Genomic DNA, 16,473 nt, shown 5'->3' with positions numbered 1-16,473 from the left:
GCGCTCGGGCGGCGGTTGCGCTCGAGCACAGCACACGCCCTCTGCCGCACGTGAACGCGCGTCGCGGCTTCAAGCCACCTCGGCTGCCCGCCCCGCTCGATGAATAAAGCCTGTTCACGGCGCAGGAAGGAACTTTCATCGCGCACAGCTTCGGAGACCGCGGCGTGCCGAATACCGGTAGGTCGCGCGACACAGCCGGCGGTTGTATTTGACAAACATATGGCGCGCCATATAATGGACCAACATATACAAAGCACAACCGCAGGAGACATGCAGTGAGCCTTCCAACATCGTTCCCACCGACCGCGAAACCCTTGCCCGAGGGCGCCGCCGCGGTGCCGCTGTTCGACTACATGCCGCAGCTGTCGCTGCAGGAGCGTGACCGGCGTTGGGACAAGGCCCGCAAGAGAATGCTGATGTCGGGTTTCGACGCATTGGTTTTCCTTGGCAACGACATCTACTGGGGCATGGGCATGGCCAACCTGCGCTACATGCTGCAGGTCGATTCGCAGATCGGGGCAGACGCACTATTTCCGCTGGTTGGCGAGCCGGTGGTGTGGAACGCGGTCGCGCACATGAATCGTCCCACCAATATGTACCTGTCGATCCAAAAGTGGGTAAAGGATTTCCGCACCCGCGGTGGCATGCCCGCCGTGGCGGACGAGCTTCGCCAACGCGGGCTGGACCGCGCGAGGATCGGCTTTATCGGCTTTTCTTCCACCATCCAGACTACCTCGACCTTGCTGCATGCCGATGTGCTTGCGCTGCAAAAGTTACTTCCGGGGGCTGAGTTCGTGGACGCCAGCGCCTTGTTGCAAGAGATGCGCATGGTCAAGAGCGAGGAAGAAATCGGCATGCTGCGCAAAGCAGGGAAGATCGCCCGCAAGGTGGTCGATGCAATGGCCAACACCGCGCGGCCCGGCGTGACCGATGCTGCGGTCTACGCCGAAATGGTACGTACCCAGATCGCCAACGGCGCCGAGCCCAACATCTTCAACCTGTTCGCCGCCGGGCCGGTCGAGCACCCAACCAGCGAGCTGTGGCACCTGCTGCACGGCTGCGAGCAGCCGCTAACGCCGAGCATGCGTCCGCTGCAGGACGGCGACATCATCGTCAGCGAATGGCACACCAAGTACGGCGGCTACCGTTGCCATACTGAATACACGGTGTACGTCGGCAAGCGCGCGCCCAAGGAACTGCTACACATCTGGGACGTGTCCGTCGAATGTCTGCACGCCAGCAAGGAGGCGCTCACGGCCGGCCGGACCATCGGCGAGGCGCTGGAGATCATCCGTAGGCCGGCGCGGAAGGCTGGGCTGGACTGGGTAGAGCTGGGCTTCCACGCCATGGGTACCGCATCGCCGGAATTCCCCGCCGTGGTCTATGAAAACGGCTATGGCAGCAACACCCTCAACGGCCACCGCATCGCCGACATGGTGCTGGAGGAGGGCATGTGCTTCGGCAACAACATCGACCTGCACGATTCACGCTGGAAGCCGGACGTGGGCTGCATGCTGTCCGACTTCATGGTGGTGCGGCCGGGCCAAGCCGAGTGCCTGATCGGCACGCCGCTCGAGTTCGCGCAGGTCGGCTGACCCCTTACATCGCTCCTCAATCCATTGGGCAGAACCCATGAGCTTTAAATCGCTGGCAGGCGCCCTAGCGCTCGCCTCAATGTGGGCCGCCGCGCCCGCGCATGCCCAGGACTTCCCGACCCGCACGGTGCGCATCATCAGCGCCTTCCCCGCCGGCAGCGGGCCTGACGCCGCCGCCCGCGTGCTAGCGCAGACACTCGCCCGCTACTGGGGTCAGCAGGTCATCGTCGACCCTCGCCCCGGGGGCAGCGGCTTCATCGCTGCCGGAGCGGTAAAGAACAGTGCGCCCGACGGGCATGACCTGCTTATCACCGACGACGGGCAGATCACCATCAACCCCAGCCTCTACAAGAAGATGCCGTTTGACGTCGAGCGTGATTTCGACGCCGCCGCGGCGTTCTTCCGCACGCCGTTCTTCATCGCCGTCGCGGCCAACGGGCCGATCACAACCGCCAAAGACCTCACCGCACTGGCCTCCGCGAATCCAGACACCGTGTCCTTTGGGTCGCCGCGCATCGGCAGCCCCTCGCATTTGGGGGGCGCGCTGTACGCAATGCTGACGAACACCAAGATGCTCCATGTTCCATTCACCGAAACCACTCAGTTGTTCACGGCGGTTGCGAGCGGGGACGTGACTTGGGGCTTGGGCACAGTGGCTACGACCGGCGCCCTAGTGCGTAGCGGCAAGGCTCGCCTGATTGCCGTCGCGGCGGAGAAACGGGTTGCGGACCAGCCGGACATTCCCACCGTCGTGGAGTCAGGCGGCCCCGCCGGCTTTGAGGTGACCGCCTGGGTCGGTTTCCTAGCGCGCCAGGGCACGCCGAAAGGCACGTTGGACAAGATCAACCGCGACATCCAGCGCGCCCTGCGTGAGCCAGAGTTGCAGGTCTTCCTTGGCAAGGTTGGCTATGAGCCCGTGTACGCAAGCCGCGACGAGTTCATCGCCTTGATCCGTTCTGACACCAAGAAAAACGCCGAACGTGTCGCCCGCGCGGGCGCCAAAGCAGAGTAGGCGCCACACCATGAAGAGCCACGTCGCAGAAGTTCCGGTCCTGATTGTCGGCGCCGGCCCAATCGGTCTGGCCCTGGCTGCCTACCTGGGGCAGCAGGGCATAGAGACGCTGCTAGTCGAGCGCCGCGAGGAGAAGATGGAATCGGCCAAGATGATCGTGGTGAGCGTACGGACAATGGAGTTCTGCCGCCGCCTGGGCATAGCCCAAGCCGTGCGCGACTGGGGCTTTCCTCTGGACCATGGCCTGGACAGTGTCTTCGTCACGGGCATGCAGGGGCATGAGTTGGGTCGGGTCGAAACTCCGCCGTTGCGAGTGGAATTCGACTCGCCATTCAGCCCCGAACGCGAACGCCCCTGCCCGCAGACTTGGTTCGATCCCATCCTCAAGCGCGAAGCCCGATCGCACTCCAGCGTCTCCTTGCGGTACCGGACAGCGCTGGAGAGTTTCGAGCAAGACGAGAACGGGGTGACCGCGCTCTTAGCCAACATGAATACTGGCGAGCGCCGGACAGTGCGCGCCGCCTATCTGGTCGGCAGCGACGGCTACTCCAGTACGGTGCGCAAGCTGCTGGGCATCGAGGTGCGCGGCAATAAGCACCTGGATACGTCAATGAGCGTGTACGTGACCATCCCCGATCTGCTGGCGCGGCACCGCCATGGTGATGCTTATCGCTACGTCTTCGTAGGCGACGAGGGCGTTTGGGCGGTGCTCACCACCATTGACGGCAAGGACTACTACCGAGTGCAGTTTATCGGAGGGGTCGGCGCGGACGCGACTCGAAACGAGTTGGACAGCGCCCTTCGCCGCTGCTTGGGCGAGGGCATCGACTACCGAATCGAGGACGTCAGCACCTGGGTGCGCAAATCGACTGTGGCGGATCGTTTTCGCGACGGCCGCGTGTTCCTGGCGGGAGACGCGGCGCATGCGCATCCGCCCAATGGCGGGCTGGGCATGAACACAGGCATATTGGACGCTTGGGATCTTGGCTGGAAGCTCTCCGCCGTCATTCAGCGTTGGGGTGGCGACACTCTACTTGAAAGCTACGACTGGGAACGCCGACCCGCAGCGGCCCGCGCGACAGAGGAATCGGTGCGCAACTACGTCCGCCTGATTCACGGTAACGCCTACGCGGGCATCACCGTGGCCGGTGCCGCGGGTCAGGCCCTGCGCGAGCAGTTGGGCGCCAAGTTGGTGGAGGTGAACCGACACGCCTGGCACCCGGTGGGCATTCATCTGGGTCATGTATATGCGCCGTCGCCGGTGGTTGCCGACGACGGGTCATGCGCGCCAACGGAGGCCGACGAGTATGTTCCGTCAGCCCGGCCGGGGGCACGCGCGCCGCATGCCTGGCTGACGGACGGTCGCAGCACACTGGACCTGTTCGGCGTGGGCTTCACGCTGCTCAAGCTAGGCAATGCAGACACCGCGCCGTTAGAGGCAGCAGCTGCCCAGCGCGGTGTGCCCATGACCGTTCACGCACTGGACTCAGCTGAGCTTGTCGCACTGTATGAGCGTCGCCTGGTCCTGGTTCGCCCGGACGGCCATGTGGCTTGGCGTGGTGACCGCTGCCCGCACGACGCGCTGGAACTGATAGACCAAGTGCGCGGCGTCGGCTCGCGCATCGCCGCTCGCCGCCGCGCGAACGAATCCCATAAATAAAGGAGATTCTGATGCGATTTCTGAAGATGCCCCTGCTTTGTGTCTGCGCCGCGCTGTGCCTGCCGGCCGCCGCGGCCGACGCCCTCATCAACAAACCGGTCAAACTAATCGTGCCCAGCCCGCCCGGCGGTGTGACCGATACGGTGGCGCGCGCGCTGGGCGAGCGGCTCAGCACTGTCTGGGGCCAGCCAGTGGTCGTGGAGAATCGAGCCGGCGCCAACCAGACCTTGGGCGCGGATTTCGTGGCAAAGGCCCCGGCCGATGGCCACACGCTGCTGGTGTTCGAAAGTGCGGCGCTCACCATTAGCCCGTACCTGTATCGCAAGCTTCCGTTCGACGCGAGCCGCGACTTCACTCCTGTTTCGCTCCTTGGGTTTCTGTCGCCAGTAATTGTGGTCCACCCGTCGGTGCCGGCGCGCACAGTGGCGGAATTTATTGCCCTGGCGAAAGCCAAACCCAACAGCCTCAGCTACGGATCGTTCGGCAACGGCTCCTATGCGCACGTTGCGATGGAGCAGTTCAAGCGCGATGCCGGTGTCGAGCTGTTGCATGTGCCGTACAAAGGCTCGACGCCGGCCGTCACCGACCTGCTGGGCGGCCAGATCTCGGCAATGCTCGTCACGGTGAACATCGTGGAGAACCATGCCAAGGCCGGCAAGCTGCGCCTGCTGGCCACCGCCACTCCCAAGCGCCTGCCCTCGCAGCCAGACCTGCCCACCGTCGGCGATTCGGGCCTGCCTGGCTTCGAGCCCAAGACCTGGCTGGGCCTGGCCGGCCCCAGGGGGTTGCCGGCGCTCGTGCTGAAAAAGATTCATGCCGACGTCGCGGCAATCCTGGCCGACCCCCAGTTCCAGGCAAAGACCATCACGGCGCTCGGCCTTCAACCGGCCGCCGTCACGCCCGCAGAGTTCCAGGCCTTCCTGGGCACCGAGTCGGTTCGCTGGGCCCGAGCGGTGAAGGCCGCCAACGTCACCCCCGAATAAGGAGTACACATGGCACGGGTTCCCGATGTCGCCCCAGAGGGCATGAGTGATGAGCAAAAGAGATTGGCTGAAATCATCGGCGGTTCGCGCGGCGGCGTGGTGCGCGGCCCTTTCGCCATCTGGCTGCGGCAGCCCGCGCTAGCCGCGGCAGCCAACCAGTTGGGCAACACGCTGCGGCTGGATGGGAAGCTGGACCGCAGCCTATTCGAACTTGCCATCCTGCTGGTGGCGCGCAAATGGAAAGCGCAGTACGAATGGTTTGCTCACGAAAAAGCGGCGCTCGAAGCCGGCCTGCCGGCCTCGGTGATCGAGGCCATCCGCATTGGCCAGCCGGTGCCCTACGAAACAGAGGACCAGCGCGTGGTCGCCGCGATGGTGGCTGACCTGCATGCCAGCGGAAAGGTGTCCGACGCGGTCTATGCCCGGACCGAAAAACACTTCGGCTTGAACCTCATGATTGAGCTGGTCTCGGTGATGGGCTTCTACACCATGGTCGCTGTCGTGCTGAACGCCTTCGATGCGCCGGTGCCTGACGGCCTGCAGCCGTTGCCAGAACTAGATGGGGCCTTCGTATGACTTCGCGCAAGGCACCGCAGCTGCGCCGCATCGTCACGACGGCCGAAGCCAGCGGCAAATCGGTGCTGTGGATGGACGGTCTGGCGGCCAACCACAAGTTCCCCAACGAGCACGCCAGCTCTACGCTGATCTGGTCCACCGACCGGTCGCCCGCTCCATTCACCGGCGACGAGGACGCGGGGGCGCGCATCCTGGGCACGGCGCCGCCGGACCATGGCACGCGCTTCGCCGTGGTTGAGCTGCAGCCAAACGCCCATGTGCCGGACCAGCACCGCACCGACACGCTGGACTATGTGATCTGCATGGCCGGCGAGGTGACGATGTACATCGACGACGGCAAGGTGGAGATGAAGGCCGGCGATGTGATGGTCCAGCGCGGCACTAGCCACGCCTGGGCCAATCATGGCAGCGAGATCGCACGCATCGCCTTCGTGCTGATCGACGGAGAGCCCAAGCGCGAGGGCTCGTTGCATGGCACGGTGAACGCCCGATAACTGCGCGCAGAAGTTTATCGAAGCGATGCAAAAGAGCGCCGACGGTTCGTCGGCGCCATAACCAGGAGACGAAGCAATGAACCTCAATGTGAACGGCCAGCGGCACCAAGTCAACGCCGATCCCGCCACCCCGCTGCTGTACGTGCTAGCGGATGACCTGGGCCTGACCGGCCCGCGCTTCGGCTGCGGCCTGGCGCAGTGCGGATCCTGCTCGGTGCTGCTGGACGGCCAGGAGATCCGCTCCTGCGTCATGCCCGCGTCGGCCGCGGTCGGTCGAAAGGTGATCACCCTAGAGGGCGTGCCGGCCTGGTATGCGGCCCGCAACAAGAAGGCAGGGGCGCCGTCGTTGCACCCGGTGCAGCAGGCGCTGATCGACGAGCAAGCGCCGCAATGCGGCTATTGCTTCAACGGCGTGGTCGTCAAGGCCGTCGCGTTCCTCAGCGAGCATCCGCGGCCCACCGATGCGCAGATCCGCGAGGCAATGGACACCCACCTGTGCCGCTGCGGCACCTATCCCCGCATTCACGCCGCAATCCGTCGCGCGTCGGACGCCATGGCAAAGGGCTCATGATGGACGCACTACCTGTCTCCGCTCAGCGGCGCACGCTGCTCAAGACCGGCGGTGCCATGATCGTCGCCATCGGCATCCCGGCCACCGGCCAAACGCAAGCCGCCTCCGCGCCGCAGGTCGATCCCAAGCGCCTGGACTCGTGGTTGGCGATTCACCAGGACAACACGGCCACCGTTTACCTTGGGAAGGTGGAGTTGGGCCAGGGCTCCAGCACCACGATGTTGCAGATCGTAGCCGAGGAGCTGGACTTCGGCCTGTCACAGGTGACCGCAGCCCAGGTTGACACTGTGCGCTCCGTCAACCAGGGAGCTACCGTCTCAAGTTCATCGATCGAACGCGCCGGCGTCCAGCTGCGCAATGCGGCGGCCGAGGCCCGGCAGGAACTGCTTCGCCGCGCTTCGGGACAACTCGGGACGCCGGTCGAGCAGCTTACGGTCGACCGCGGCCGCGTCATCGGCGGGGGCCGGATGGTCACCTACGGCGCGCTGGTCGGAGACAGGCCATTCCAACTCGCGGTCACCGGCGCGGCGCCCGTGAAGGACCCGCGCAGCTATCGTCTGGTGGGCACCAAGGTACCGCGCCGCGATATCCCGGCCAAGGTTGCCGGCAGCTATCGTTACGTGCAGCACGCCACGATGCCCGGCATGCTGCACGGACGCGTCGTTCGCCCGCGCGGACAGGGGGCCTATGGTCCCGTGCCCAAGGTGCTGGCGGTGGACGAATCGTCGATCCGCCACCTGACGCAGGTGCGCTTGGTGCGCCGCGGCGCCTTTCTCGGCGTGGTGGCGCCGCGGCAATGGGACGCGGTGCGCGCCGCAGAGGCGTTGAAAGTCAGCTGGGACATGCCGCCTCGGCTGCCGGGCGACGCCGGGCTGCACGACAAAATGCGCAAGGCCAAGACAGTGGACACCGACATTCTGGCCGAAGGCGACGCCGGCAAGGCGCTTGTTGCGGCCGCGCACGTGGCAAGCGGCCAGTACCGCGCGCCCTACCAGGGCCATGCGTCGTTCGCGCCGAGCTGCGCGCTCGCGGACGTAGGTCCCAGGAGCGCCACCATCATCTGTTCCAGCCAGGACGTATTCGCGCTGCGCGACCGCGGCGCCACCGTACTCAACCTACCGGACGAGAGCGTTCGCGTGCAATACATGGAGGGATCGGGCTGTTACGGCCACAACGGTCAGGACGACGTGGCGCTGGCGGCCGCGCTCATGTCGCAGGCGGTGGGCAAGCCGGTACGGGTGCAGTTCATGCGTTGGGACGAGCATGGCTGGGACAACTATGGCCCCGCCCACGTGGGCGAAGTGAGGATCGGAGCCGACAGCGACGGCCGGCTGGTGGGCTATGAATACCACGGCTGGCATCACGGTTGGCATATCGAGGAAACGTCCGAGCAGATGGCCGGAGACAAGCCCGCACACGAGCTAAGCAAAGGTCCGGGCTCCCTGGTGGTCAATAAGTTCGACCTCGGCGGCATGTACGAAATCCCGAACTGGCATCTGGTCAACCACGCGGTGGACGGACTGGCCGGCTACCTCAAGGGCGCAAACCTGCGCGCTCCAATGGACCTGGCCTATTCGTTCGCCTCCGAGCAGGCGATGGACGAGCTGGCGCGCCGGGTGGGCATGGACCCGGTGGCGTTCCGCCGCCTGAACATCAAGAACGCGCGCTGGCTTGGCGTGCTGGACGCGGTGGCGAAGGCCTCGAACTGGCAACCGCGCGCGGCCGTGGCCCGGCCCCAGGCGGGTCTTGCACGCGGGCGCGGCGTCGCGCTGGGCACCCATCGGGCGTCGATGGGCGGTGCGGTAACGGATGTCGAGGTTGACCTGGCCACCGGCGCGGTGACCGTCAAGCAAGTGTTCGCGGCGATGGACTGCGGCACTGCCATCAACCCGGGCGTGGTGGAGAGCCAGATCATCGGCATGGCGATGCAGGGCGTCAGCCGCGTGCTGCTGGAAGCCGTGCAGTTCTCCACCACGGAGGTCACCAGCGTGGACTGGAACAGCTATCCGGTACTTCGTTTCGGTGCCCACCCGGCCGTCACGCCGATCGTGATTACCAACACCGGACCGCCGCTGGGCGCCGGGGAAGAGGTGCTGCCGGCCGTTGGCGCCGCAGTGGCGAACGCGGTGGCCGACGCCTGCGGCGTGCGCTTGCAGGAATTCCCGCTCACCCCGGCGCGGGTGCTGCAGGCCTTGAGGCAGAGCACCAAGGCCGCGGGCGGGGCTCAGAGGTGACCAACTTTCGCTACGGCATCGGCGGCATCGGCGGCATCGGCGGCATCGGCGGCATCAGCGGCATCAGCGGCATCAGCGGCATCGGGCATTTGCATCGCAACCGTAGCGATTGCCAGACCGGATTCGACGACCTGAGGAACGCCCTCCCCATCCCACCTCCGGTGATTGCCGGCACTTCTTTCCTCTGGTCCGTCGTCGGTGGCATGGCCGCCATTACGCGCAACACCACTGGCACCGGCCGGCGAGCGCAGGAGCAGGAGCAGGAGCAGGAGCAGGAGCAGGAGCAGAGAAGTACCAGTCACGGCGAGTCCTACAAACCGGATCCTTATTTTTTCACCTTGGAGAAACCTGCGATGAGAATATCTCTAGTTGCGTTGGCTGCCCTGCCTGTTGCCAGTTCGGCGGCAGCTCAGTCGTCCGTAACCGTTTTCGGCGTGGTCGACGCAGCCGTCAGCGGCTACTCGAACAAGTCGGAGATTGTTGGCTTTCCGACGCCTGCCAACCCTTTGTTCTTCGATAGCGCCAAGGTAAGTCGCACCGCGCTGTCGAACTCCGGCTACAACACCAGCCGTCTGGGCTTCAGAGGTACTGAAGACCTGGGCGGTGGCCTGGCAGCCAGCTTCTGGCTCGAGACTCCGATCACCAACGACGACGGCCAGACCGGCATCTCGACTTTCGCGAGACGCTCGACCGTAAGCCTGTCTGGTCCATTCGGTGAAGTTCGCCTTGGGCGCGACTTCGCCCCGCTGTACTGGAACGACACCATGTTCGATCCGTTCGGAGCCAACGGCGTAGGCGCCAGCGTGGTCTTCACCGCCAATGGGGCGTTCAACACCTTCAACCCACCTGCACCTCCGGCAGTTGCTGGGATTCCCAGCGTGTCTGGCAATAGCTATGCTCGCGCCAGCAACAGCGTGGGCTACTTCCTGCCCCCGAACCTCGGCGGCTTCTATGGCCAGGTGATGTATGCCTTCCACGAGAGAGACAAGTTCGATCCTGGCACGGTTACCCCAACCGCGCTGAACAACTCGCGCACGGGACGCTATGTCGGCGGACGAATCGGCTACGCAAATGGCCCGCTGGACTTTGCGCTCGCCTACGGCAGCAGCACCATCGGTGACGACTTCTACGCCGGCACAACCACCGCGGTAAAGACCATCAACCTTGGCGGTTCATACGATTTCGGTGTGCTCAAGCTATTCGGTGAGTACTCAAAGGCAAGCAAGGAGGTGGACTACCAAGTCAAGCCGCTCATGGCCGCAGCGGACATCGACCTTAAGGGTTACGTATTCGGTGTCACCGTGCCCGTGGGCCCTGGGCTGATCCGCTTGGGTTACTCGCAAGTGAAGTACGACTTCAACCTGCCGTTCTCATTGCTTGACGATCCGAAGGCAAACAAGGTCGCCATCGGCTACGTTCACAACTTGTCGAAACGCACGGCGCTCTATGCGACGGTTGCTCGCCTGAGAAACAAGAATGGTGCCGCACTGACCGTCGGCGGTCCGGCGTTGATCAATAACGCGACGTTCACTCCACAGACCTCGACGGGCTACGACGTCGGCATTCGCCACGCCTTCTAGTTGCTCCCTGCTCCGGCCGGATTCGTTGGGGGACGTGAACTCAACCCGGCGAAGGCCAAGAGGCCTCTCGCGCCGACAACGCGTAGTCACAATCAGGCCCCGGCGGCGCGTTCGCACTCCATCAGCGTCGTCGGAGCGAAGCGCCGATTCGGCCCCGCATTCTGCATGCGCTACATGGTCGCTTCCTTGCAGTTCGTCCTTGGCGAGGCGCCGGGTCTGAGTGCGTATCACCGCTGCGGCATCCCAGCCCGACATTCGCGTCGAACTTCAGCCGTTGAAACACGCTGGTGCCCGGAATCACCGCGCCAACGACGCAACCCAGATAAAAAGGTCGACCGCGTGAGGCCGAAGGCGGGAGACACAAGCTCACGTACAAGGAAGTGCTCACGGACGTTCGCTGGCGTCAACTAGCTCTCGTCCGTGTAAGCCCTCGCAAGCGGGTCATTCCCAAACAAGCCGCCACAACCCACCCTCCTCGGTCTTCTGTCTACATATACATCTTTCAACGGGTATGTGTGGGAAACAGTTGCTCCGAGTTCGCCAGCAGGCTAAGACGGGCAACCGCTGCAGTACGGTTTCGCACCCCCAGTTTGCGCATCAGGTGTCCCACATGGAAGCGCACCGTCGCGTAGCTAATACCAAGTACACAAGCAATGTCCTTATCGGCTGCGCCTCGATGAAGGAGCCTCGCGACCTCGCATTCACGAGGGCTCAGGTCTTGAAATCGTTCAGGCTGTCGCGCCGCAGCATTCACCATGCCCTCTTGCGCTTGGTTCTCATCGGCCTTACGGATCCGGGTCAACGATGCAAGGATCACCGGCTCGATTAGCCCAAGCATGCCGATGTCGTTGTCGTCAAAGTCGCCTCTGCTGTATGACCGCCAAATCCGCAGGTCCCCAAGGCATTCTCCAGCGTCGAAGAAAAATACATTGATTCCCCAGTGCATCTGCTGCGGTCGCAGGAAGTCGCCGAAGAATTCGGATCGCACAAGCTCCCGACGAGCGACGATCTGAGTGGCAACTGTAGGCACCTGCCGTCGCATGAACTGCATTGTCAAAGGATCGACATGCCGGTAGTAGCGCTGCCAGTCGCGCAAGCGATCATGATCCATATCAACGGCAACCACTCTGCAAAACCGTTTTTCGACTGCACCCCAAACCATGGAGGCATAGGTATCTGCCCGAAGCAGATCCAACAGCGGAACTCCAACTGATTCACGGAGCTGGTCCGAATCGACAGACCCGGCTGCAATCTCCGAAAGACGGCTCCATGCGCGAGTCTGAGAGGTGTTTAAGTGAATGGCCATGATCCCCTGCCGTAGGCATTGCGGACGGACGGCTGGATAGTACCTCGTTGCTCGTCAGGCAACGCAGCATCCATGCACGCGCGCACGCACGCACGCACGCACGCACGCACGCACCTAGCGATGCTGCTAGCTAGCGTCCCTCCCCTAGCGCCAGTAATGTTCGAGAGAGCACTAGAAGATTTCGACACGGTGTCGAAAAAAACAATCAGGAGCTATTAATGGATGGTCTACCCATGACACGTCGCCGCGTTCTATCTGCCGCAACAGTTGTTCCGCTTCTACACGGGTGTAGCGCTGCAAGCTCCCTGAACCCCACAGAGAGCTCCAATTCAATGAGCGCCACGCAGGCCATTGCAGCCATGCGCAGTGGCACCATGACTTCGGAAGACTATGCCAACTCCCTGTTGGCTCGTGCACGTGCACTGCGTGAACTGAATGCCTTCATTTCTCTCAACGAACAAGACATCCTCGACGCTGCGCGAAATGCCGACAAGATGCGCCGCGCCGGCAACACGGGCGGCGTACTTCAAGGGCTTCCGATCGCCATCAAGGATAGCGTCAACACCCGTGCCTACCCGACAACAAACGGAACGCAATCCCTGAAAGCATTTCGGCCCACAGCCAACGCGACGCTGGCTCAGAGGCTGTTCAGTGAAGGGGCAATCTGCTTCGGGAAAACCAATATGACCGAACTGTCCTTCGGTTGGACGAGCAACAATGGGACGTTCGGGGCCGTACACAATCCCCACAACTTCAAAAGAATACCTGGCGGTAGCAGCGGTGGCTCCGCGGCTGCAGTTGCCGCAGGAATCGTCCCTATAGCTGTTGCTGCAGATACCCTTGGTTCCATTCGGGTGCCTGCGGCCATGTGTGGCATCTATGGATTGCGTCCGACATTCGGTCGATATTCGGGCGATGGAATCTTTTCCCTGACGTCCGAAAAATTCGATCAAGCTGGACCGCTTGCACGGTCGGTTGCAGACCTCGCCCTGTTTGATGCGGTTCAAACGGGAGGTGCAGCAGCCACAGCCGTCAAATCATTGAAAGGTGTTCGACTTGGAATTGCACCGTTCTATCACTCCGACCTGGATCCTGAAATTCAGCAAGTAACTCAAGAGGCTTATCGCAAACTGCAACAAGCCGGTGCCGTGCTGGTAAACGTCGACATATCCGGAGAAATGAAGAGTGCCTTTGACGTCGCCGCCACCATCATGTTGTATGAAACGATGCCCTCGATTGCTCGTTTCCTGAAGGAACAACAGACCGGCGTTGGCTTTGACCAGTTGCTTTCTCAGGTTGCTCCCGAAATGCAGGAATTCATGAAGCACACGGCACTGCCTCCGAGCAGGCCACCCGAGGAAGCCTTCCGATCCATGGTCGCGCAGCGTGCCAAGATTCGAGAGGCTACTGCTCGCTTTTATCGCGACCACAGGATAGACGCGCTGGCTTATCCAGCCATTTCGGCGCTGCCCGCACCCATTGGAGAAGAGTCCGATGCACTCGTCTCTGGCAAGAAAATCTCGTTTTTCCAAGCTTATGGACGCAATACTGCACTGGGGCCAGTCGCCAGCCTAGCAAGCCTGGTTGTTCCTGTGGGCCTGTCGAAGGACGGGTTACCGATAGCCCTGGAGTTCTCAAAATTGCCAAATCAGGATCAGGAGCTTCTTGAGCTTGGCTTCGCCTTGGAAAGAGCCATCGGTGCCATATCAACACCGCAGTTTTCGCCGCAATGACCAGGAAGCAGCGAGCTGTCGATTTCGTGCGATGTCGCACTTGCGAGTCCATTGATGCTGGCGAACTCAGGCGGCATGCGCACAGTTCGCTGCGCATGTATCACGGCGTCGCGAGGTCGCCGTCTTGCTGATGCACGCACAGCTGGGCGAACGGACGAACGGACGAACAGGCAAACGGGCAAACGGGCGAGCAACTTCAGGTCACCGGACGGTTGGTTCGCCTTCTGTCCTAAATTTGATGCGCGCCGCCTCGACTTCCCTGGGTGCCAAGCCAGCTCAGTTGCACACGCAATACCTAACGTCTGATGACACTCAGTGTCGCCACGTCAACCCCTCCTGTGCTTCTGTCGCTAAAAACCGCGGTACTTCCGCGGCACCGGCCTGGTGCTGCGCCTATCGAGTACGTAGATGTGAGCGCCACCAAAGGCTGGCGTATGGACGAGATGCTGCCCTCGGCCGAGGTGGTCGCACGCGTAGTCGCCGACTTCCGCCTGCGGCCACACAGCGTGTTAGAGGGTCGACCGTAGACCTAAGGCGCGCGAAGCTAGTGGCCCCGACGGTCTGCGAGTGATCACCACGTTGGTGCGCCATCCACCGGCCTGTGCGCACTGGACTTAGCGTCGGTGTTCAAGTGGTTCTTTGTCTTGCGCTCCAGCACCCGCATGCTCAAGCCCGTGTGCACCCTACTCATTACGAGGAACCATCATGATGCTCGACTTGAAGCGTTGTCTCTGCGCCGCCTTGAGCGTGCTCTCGCTCTCTGCGTTCGCCCAGACAACACGGGGCGCCGTGCCTGCCTCGGACTATCCCAACCGTCCAGTGAAGATCGTGATCGGCTTCCCGGCCGGCGGTCCAACGGACATCATGGCGCGGCTGTTCGCTCACCATCTTGGTGAGTCGCTCAAGGGCAACTTCGTGGTCGACAATCGCCCTGGGGCTGGCTCGACCATCGGGACAGATGTGGTCGCCAAGTCGCCGCCCGATGGCTACACGCTTCTGCTGGGCACGCTGGCCGGACAGGGTATCGCACCTAACCTCTACAAGAAACTTCCTTACGACCCTGTCAAGGACCTCACGCCCATTTCGATGATGGCCAGCGCCCCGAACATGCTCGTCGTCTCGCCCGAGCTGCCCATTACCACGGTCGCTGAGTTGATCGACTACGCCAAGAAGAATCCCGGCAAACTGAACTACGCGTCGACCGGCAACGGGACATCGCAGCACATGGCAGCGGAACTCTTCAAGTCGATTGCACGCGTTCAACTGGTCGGAGTGAACTACCGCGGCAGCGCGCCGGCTATCACCGATCTTCTGGCCGGCCAGACGAACGTCATGTTCGACAACGTCTCAACGCTTCAGCCCTATGTGAAGTCCGGTCAACTTCGCGCGCTTGCTGTGACCAGCTCAACGCGCTTGGCCGCATATCCGCAGCTGCCGACGATGCGAGAAGCCGGCGTTCCCGGCTATGAAATCGTGTCGTGGTTCGGACTACTGGCGCCAGCCGGCGTTCCCACGCCGATCGTCGAGCGCTTAACCGCAGCCTCGAACAAGCTGCTGCGTAACCCCGCGGTGATCCGCCAACTGACCGAGCTGAGCGTGGTGCCGGTGGGATCAACGCCCGAGCAGTTCGACACAAAGATCAAATCCGAAATCCAAAAATGGGGTGCCGTCGTCAAGACAGCTGGCATCGAACTCAACTAACGAAATTTGTAAACATGTCTCCTATCGACTTTTCGGGCGTTCACCTGTTTTCTGTCACGCCGACCGACATCGACGGCCATATCGCGCCGGCCCTCTTCAAGCCCCACTTCGACCGCGCCATCTCGGCCGGCGTTCGTAGTATCACGGTGTTCGGAAGCGCGGGGGCCATTGGCTCATTCGACGAGACTGAGCGCAAGCGGATCGCCGAGGCTGCTGTAGACGCGGCCGACGGGCGCGTGCCGGTATTCGTTGGAACAGGTGCGATGACCACGGACGAAGCTCTCCGGCTGACAGTGCATGCACGCGAAGTCGGGGCTGCTGCGGCCCTGGTGGTGCCGATCACCTACTGGCCGTTGACTGAGCCGGAACTAACGCAACACTACCGCGCGATTTCAGAGCAAGGCGGCCTGCCAGTAATCATCTACAACAATCCCCGTACCACGGGCGTAGACATGGCGCCGCCGTTTCTCGCAACCTTGAGTCGAATGCCGGGTGTGGTCGCGATCAAGGAGAGTGGTCCTGACGTGTCTCGCATCTCCGAGACGCTGCGGCTGAACTCCAACTCGGCCGCTGTTCTTACCGGACGCGACCCACAAATCATCGACGCACTGCGCGTCGGCGCGTCCGGGTGGTTCTCAGGCGGCGCCAACGTCATGCCAGAACTCTGCGTCCAGCTCGACGAACTTATGCGGGCCGACCAAATGTCCGCGGCCCTCAGTCTCTTCGAAAAAATGGTGCCCCTAACCGACTTCGCCATCACCAAAGGTGGTGTGCGGGTCCTGCATACGGCACTTGAACTGATGGGACGGAGCATGGGCGCCCCCCGTGCGCCCCTTCTGCCGCTGCAATCTACAGACCGCAGTAAGCTCAGCGAAATTCTTCAAGGCCTCGGGCTCATGGGCTGAATTGTGCGCCGAGAGTTTCAGCAAGCTCGAGTACGCGCAGTTGGTTGAGCTCCCGTTGACTCGAATCCCAGCCATGGAACTTGATCCTCGGTGGCGAGTGACGAACGCCATTGTCAAAGTGTG

13 protein-coding genes are annotated in these 16,473 nt (G+C 62.7%); 12 read left to right on the top strand and 1 reads right to left on the bottom strand.

Annotated features, from left to right (window positions below):
• The first annotated feature begins 275 nt into the window (after positions 1-275).
• From RZE77_RS09700 to RZE77_RS09660, 9 genes are all read left to right on the top strand, one after another.
• A complete protein-coding gene (locus RZE77_RS09700; RefSeq protein ID WP_319441643.1) occupies positions 276-1,595 on the top strand; it encodes a Xaa-Pro peptidase family protein in 1,320 nt (439 codons plus the stop codon).
• A 37-nt stretch (positions 1,596-1,632) separates the two neighbouring features.
• Positions 1,633-2,607 (top strand): Bug family tripartite tricarboxylate transporter substrate binding protein, encoded by a 975-nt coding sequence (locus RZE77_RS09695; protein ID WP_319441642.1) that lies wholly within the window; start codon positions 1,633-1,635, stop codon positions 2,605-2,607.
• Positions 2,608-2,617: 10 nt separating this feature from the next.
• Positions 2,618-4,267, top strand: coding sequence for an FAD-dependent monooxygenase (locus tag RZE77_RS09690; RefSeq protein ID WP_319441641.1), 1,650 nt, complete (start codon positions 2,618-2,620; stop codon positions 4,265-4,267).
• Positions 4,268-4,278: 11 nt separating this feature from the next.
• Positions 4,279-5,250: a Bug family tripartite tricarboxylate transporter substrate binding protein gene (locus tag RZE77_RS09685; protein ID WP_130422523.1), complete on the top strand. Its 972-nt coding sequence runs from the start codon at positions 4,279-4,281 to the stop codon at positions 5,248-5,250.
• 9 nt (positions 5,251-5,259) lie between these two features.
• Positions 5,260-5,826 carry a carboxymuconolactone decarboxylase family protein gene (locus RZE77_RS09680; protein WP_130422521.1) on the top strand — a complete coding sequence of 189 codons (567 nt, stop codon included), beginning with the start codon at positions 5,260-5,262 and terminating at the stop codon, positions 5,824-5,826.
• A complete protein-coding gene (locus tag RZE77_RS09675) occupies positions 5,823-6,320 on the top strand; it encodes a cupin domain-containing protein (RefSeq protein WP_130422519.1) in 498 nt (165 codons plus the stop codon). The genes RZE77_RS09680 and RZE77_RS09675 overlap by 4 nt, the downstream gene beginning before the upstream one ends.
• Positions 6,321-6,396: 76 nt before the next feature.
• Positions 6,397-6,891, top strand: coding sequence for a (2Fe-2S)-binding protein (locus RZE77_RS09670; protein ID WP_130422517.1), 495 nt, complete (start codon positions 6,397-6,399; stop codon positions 6,889-6,891).
• Positions 6,888-9,125 carry a xanthine dehydrogenase family protein molybdopterin-binding subunit gene (locus tag RZE77_RS09665; protein ID WP_130422515.1) on the top strand — a complete coding sequence of 746 codons (2,238 nt, stop codon included), beginning with the start codon at positions 6,888-6,890 and terminating at the stop codon, positions 9,123-9,125. Before RZE77_RS09670 ends, RZE77_RS09665 begins: the two co-directional genes overlap by 4 nt.
• A gap of 353 nt (positions 9,126-9,478) precedes the next feature.
• A complete protein-coding gene (locus RZE77_RS09660) occupies positions 9,479-10,705 on the top strand; it encodes a porin (protein WP_319442331.1) in 1,227 nt (408 codons plus the stop codon).
• Between the two features lie 502 nt (positions 10,706-11,207).
• On the opposite strand, the gene RZE77_RS09655 is transcribed toward RZE77_RS09660, so the two are convergent.
• Complete coding sequence (locus RZE77_RS09655) at positions 11,208-12,011, bottom strand: helix-turn-helix transcriptional regulator (RefSeq protein ID WP_130422513.1); 804 nt, start codon at positions 12,009-12,011, stop codon at positions 11,208-11,210.
• 332 nt (positions 12,012-12,343) lie between these two features.
• Between RZE77_RS09655 and RZE77_RS09650 the strand changes: the two genes are divergently transcribed.
• The 3 genes from RZE77_RS09650 to RZE77_RS09640 all read left to right on the top strand — a co-directional run bounded on the left by RZE77_RS09650 (position 12,344) and on the right by RZE77_RS09640 (position 16,350).
• Positions 12,344-13,744, top strand: coding sequence for an amidase family protein (locus RZE77_RS09650; RefSeq protein WP_165403202.1), 1,401 nt, complete (start codon positions 12,344-12,346; stop codon positions 13,742-13,744).
• A 705-nt stretch (positions 13,745-14,449) separates the two neighbouring features.
• Complete coding sequence (locus RZE77_RS09645) at positions 14,450-15,445, top strand: Bug family tripartite tricarboxylate transporter substrate binding protein (protein WP_319441640.1); 996 nt, start codon at positions 14,450-14,452, stop codon at positions 15,443-15,445.
• 14 nt (positions 15,446-15,459) lie between these two features.
• Positions 15,460-16,350: a dihydrodipicolinate synthase family protein gene (locus RZE77_RS09640; RefSeq protein ID WP_319441639.1), complete on the top strand. Its 891-nt coding sequence runs from the start codon at positions 15,460-15,462 to the stop codon at positions 16,348-16,350.
• The last annotated feature ends 123 nt before the right edge of the window (positions 16,351-16,473 follow it).

Source organism: Variovorax sp. SPNA7 (genome assembly GCF_033807855.1).
Classification (GTDB): Bacteria; Pseudomonadota; Gammaproteobacteria; order Burkholderiales; family Burkholderiaceae_C; genus Variovorax; species Variovorax beijingensis.
Note: the sequence above shows the minus strand (reverse complement) of the source record. Positions and strands in the feature narration are given on the sequence as shown.

What these genes read in the sequence shown, in the direction of transcription:
- RZE77_RS09695 (WP_319441642.1), top strand. Translation starts at nt 1,633, where the DNA reads ATGAGCTTTAAATCGCTGGCAGGCGCCCTAGCGCTCGCCTCAATGTGG.
- RZE77_RS09690 (WP_319441641.1), top strand. Translation starts at nt 2,618, where the DNA reads ATGAAGAGCCACGTCGCAGAAGTTCCGGTCCTGATTGTCGGCGCCGGC.
- RZE77_RS09685 (WP_130422523.1), top strand. Translation starts at nt 4,279, where the DNA reads ATGCGATTTCTGAAGATGCCCCTGCTTTGTGTCTGCGCCGCGCTGTGC.
- RZE77_RS09680 (WP_130422521.1), top strand. Translation starts at nt 5,260, where the DNA reads ATGGCACGGGTTCCCGATGTCGCCCCAGAGGGCATGAGTGATGAGCAA.
- RZE77_RS09675 (WP_130422519.1), top strand. Translation starts at nt 5,823, where the DNA reads ATGACTTCGCGCAAGGCACCGCAGCTGCGCCGCATCGTCACGACGGCC.
- RZE77_RS09670 (WP_130422517.1), top strand. Translation starts at nt 6,397, where the DNA reads ATGAACCTCAATGTGAACGGCCAGCGGCACCAAGTCAACGCCGATCCC.
- RZE77_RS09665 (WP_130422515.1), top strand. Translation starts at nt 6,888, where the DNA reads ATGATGGACGCACTACCTGTCTCCGCTCAGCGGCGCACGCTGCTCAAG.
- RZE77_RS09660 (WP_319442331.1), top strand. Translation starts at nt 9,479, where the DNA reads ATGAGAATATCTCTAGTTGCGTTGGCTGCCCTGCCTGTTGCCAGTTCG.
- RZE77_RS09655 (WP_130422513.1), bottom strand. Translation starts at nt 12,011, where the DNA reads ATGGCCATTCACTTAAACACCTCTCAGACTCGCGCATGGAGCCGTCTT.
- RZE77_RS09650 (WP_165403202.1), top strand. Translation starts at nt 12,344, where the DNA reads ATGAGCGCCACGCAGGCCATTGCAGCCATGCGCAGTGGCACCATGACT.
- RZE77_RS09645 (WP_319441640.1), top strand. Translation starts at nt 14,450, where the DNA reads ATGATGCTCGACTTGAAGCGTTGTCTCTGCGCCGCCTTGAGCGTGCTC.
- RZE77_RS09640 (WP_319441639.1), top strand. Translation starts at nt 15,460, where the DNA reads ATGTCTCCTATCGACTTTTCGGGCGTTCACCTGTTTTCTGTCACGCCG.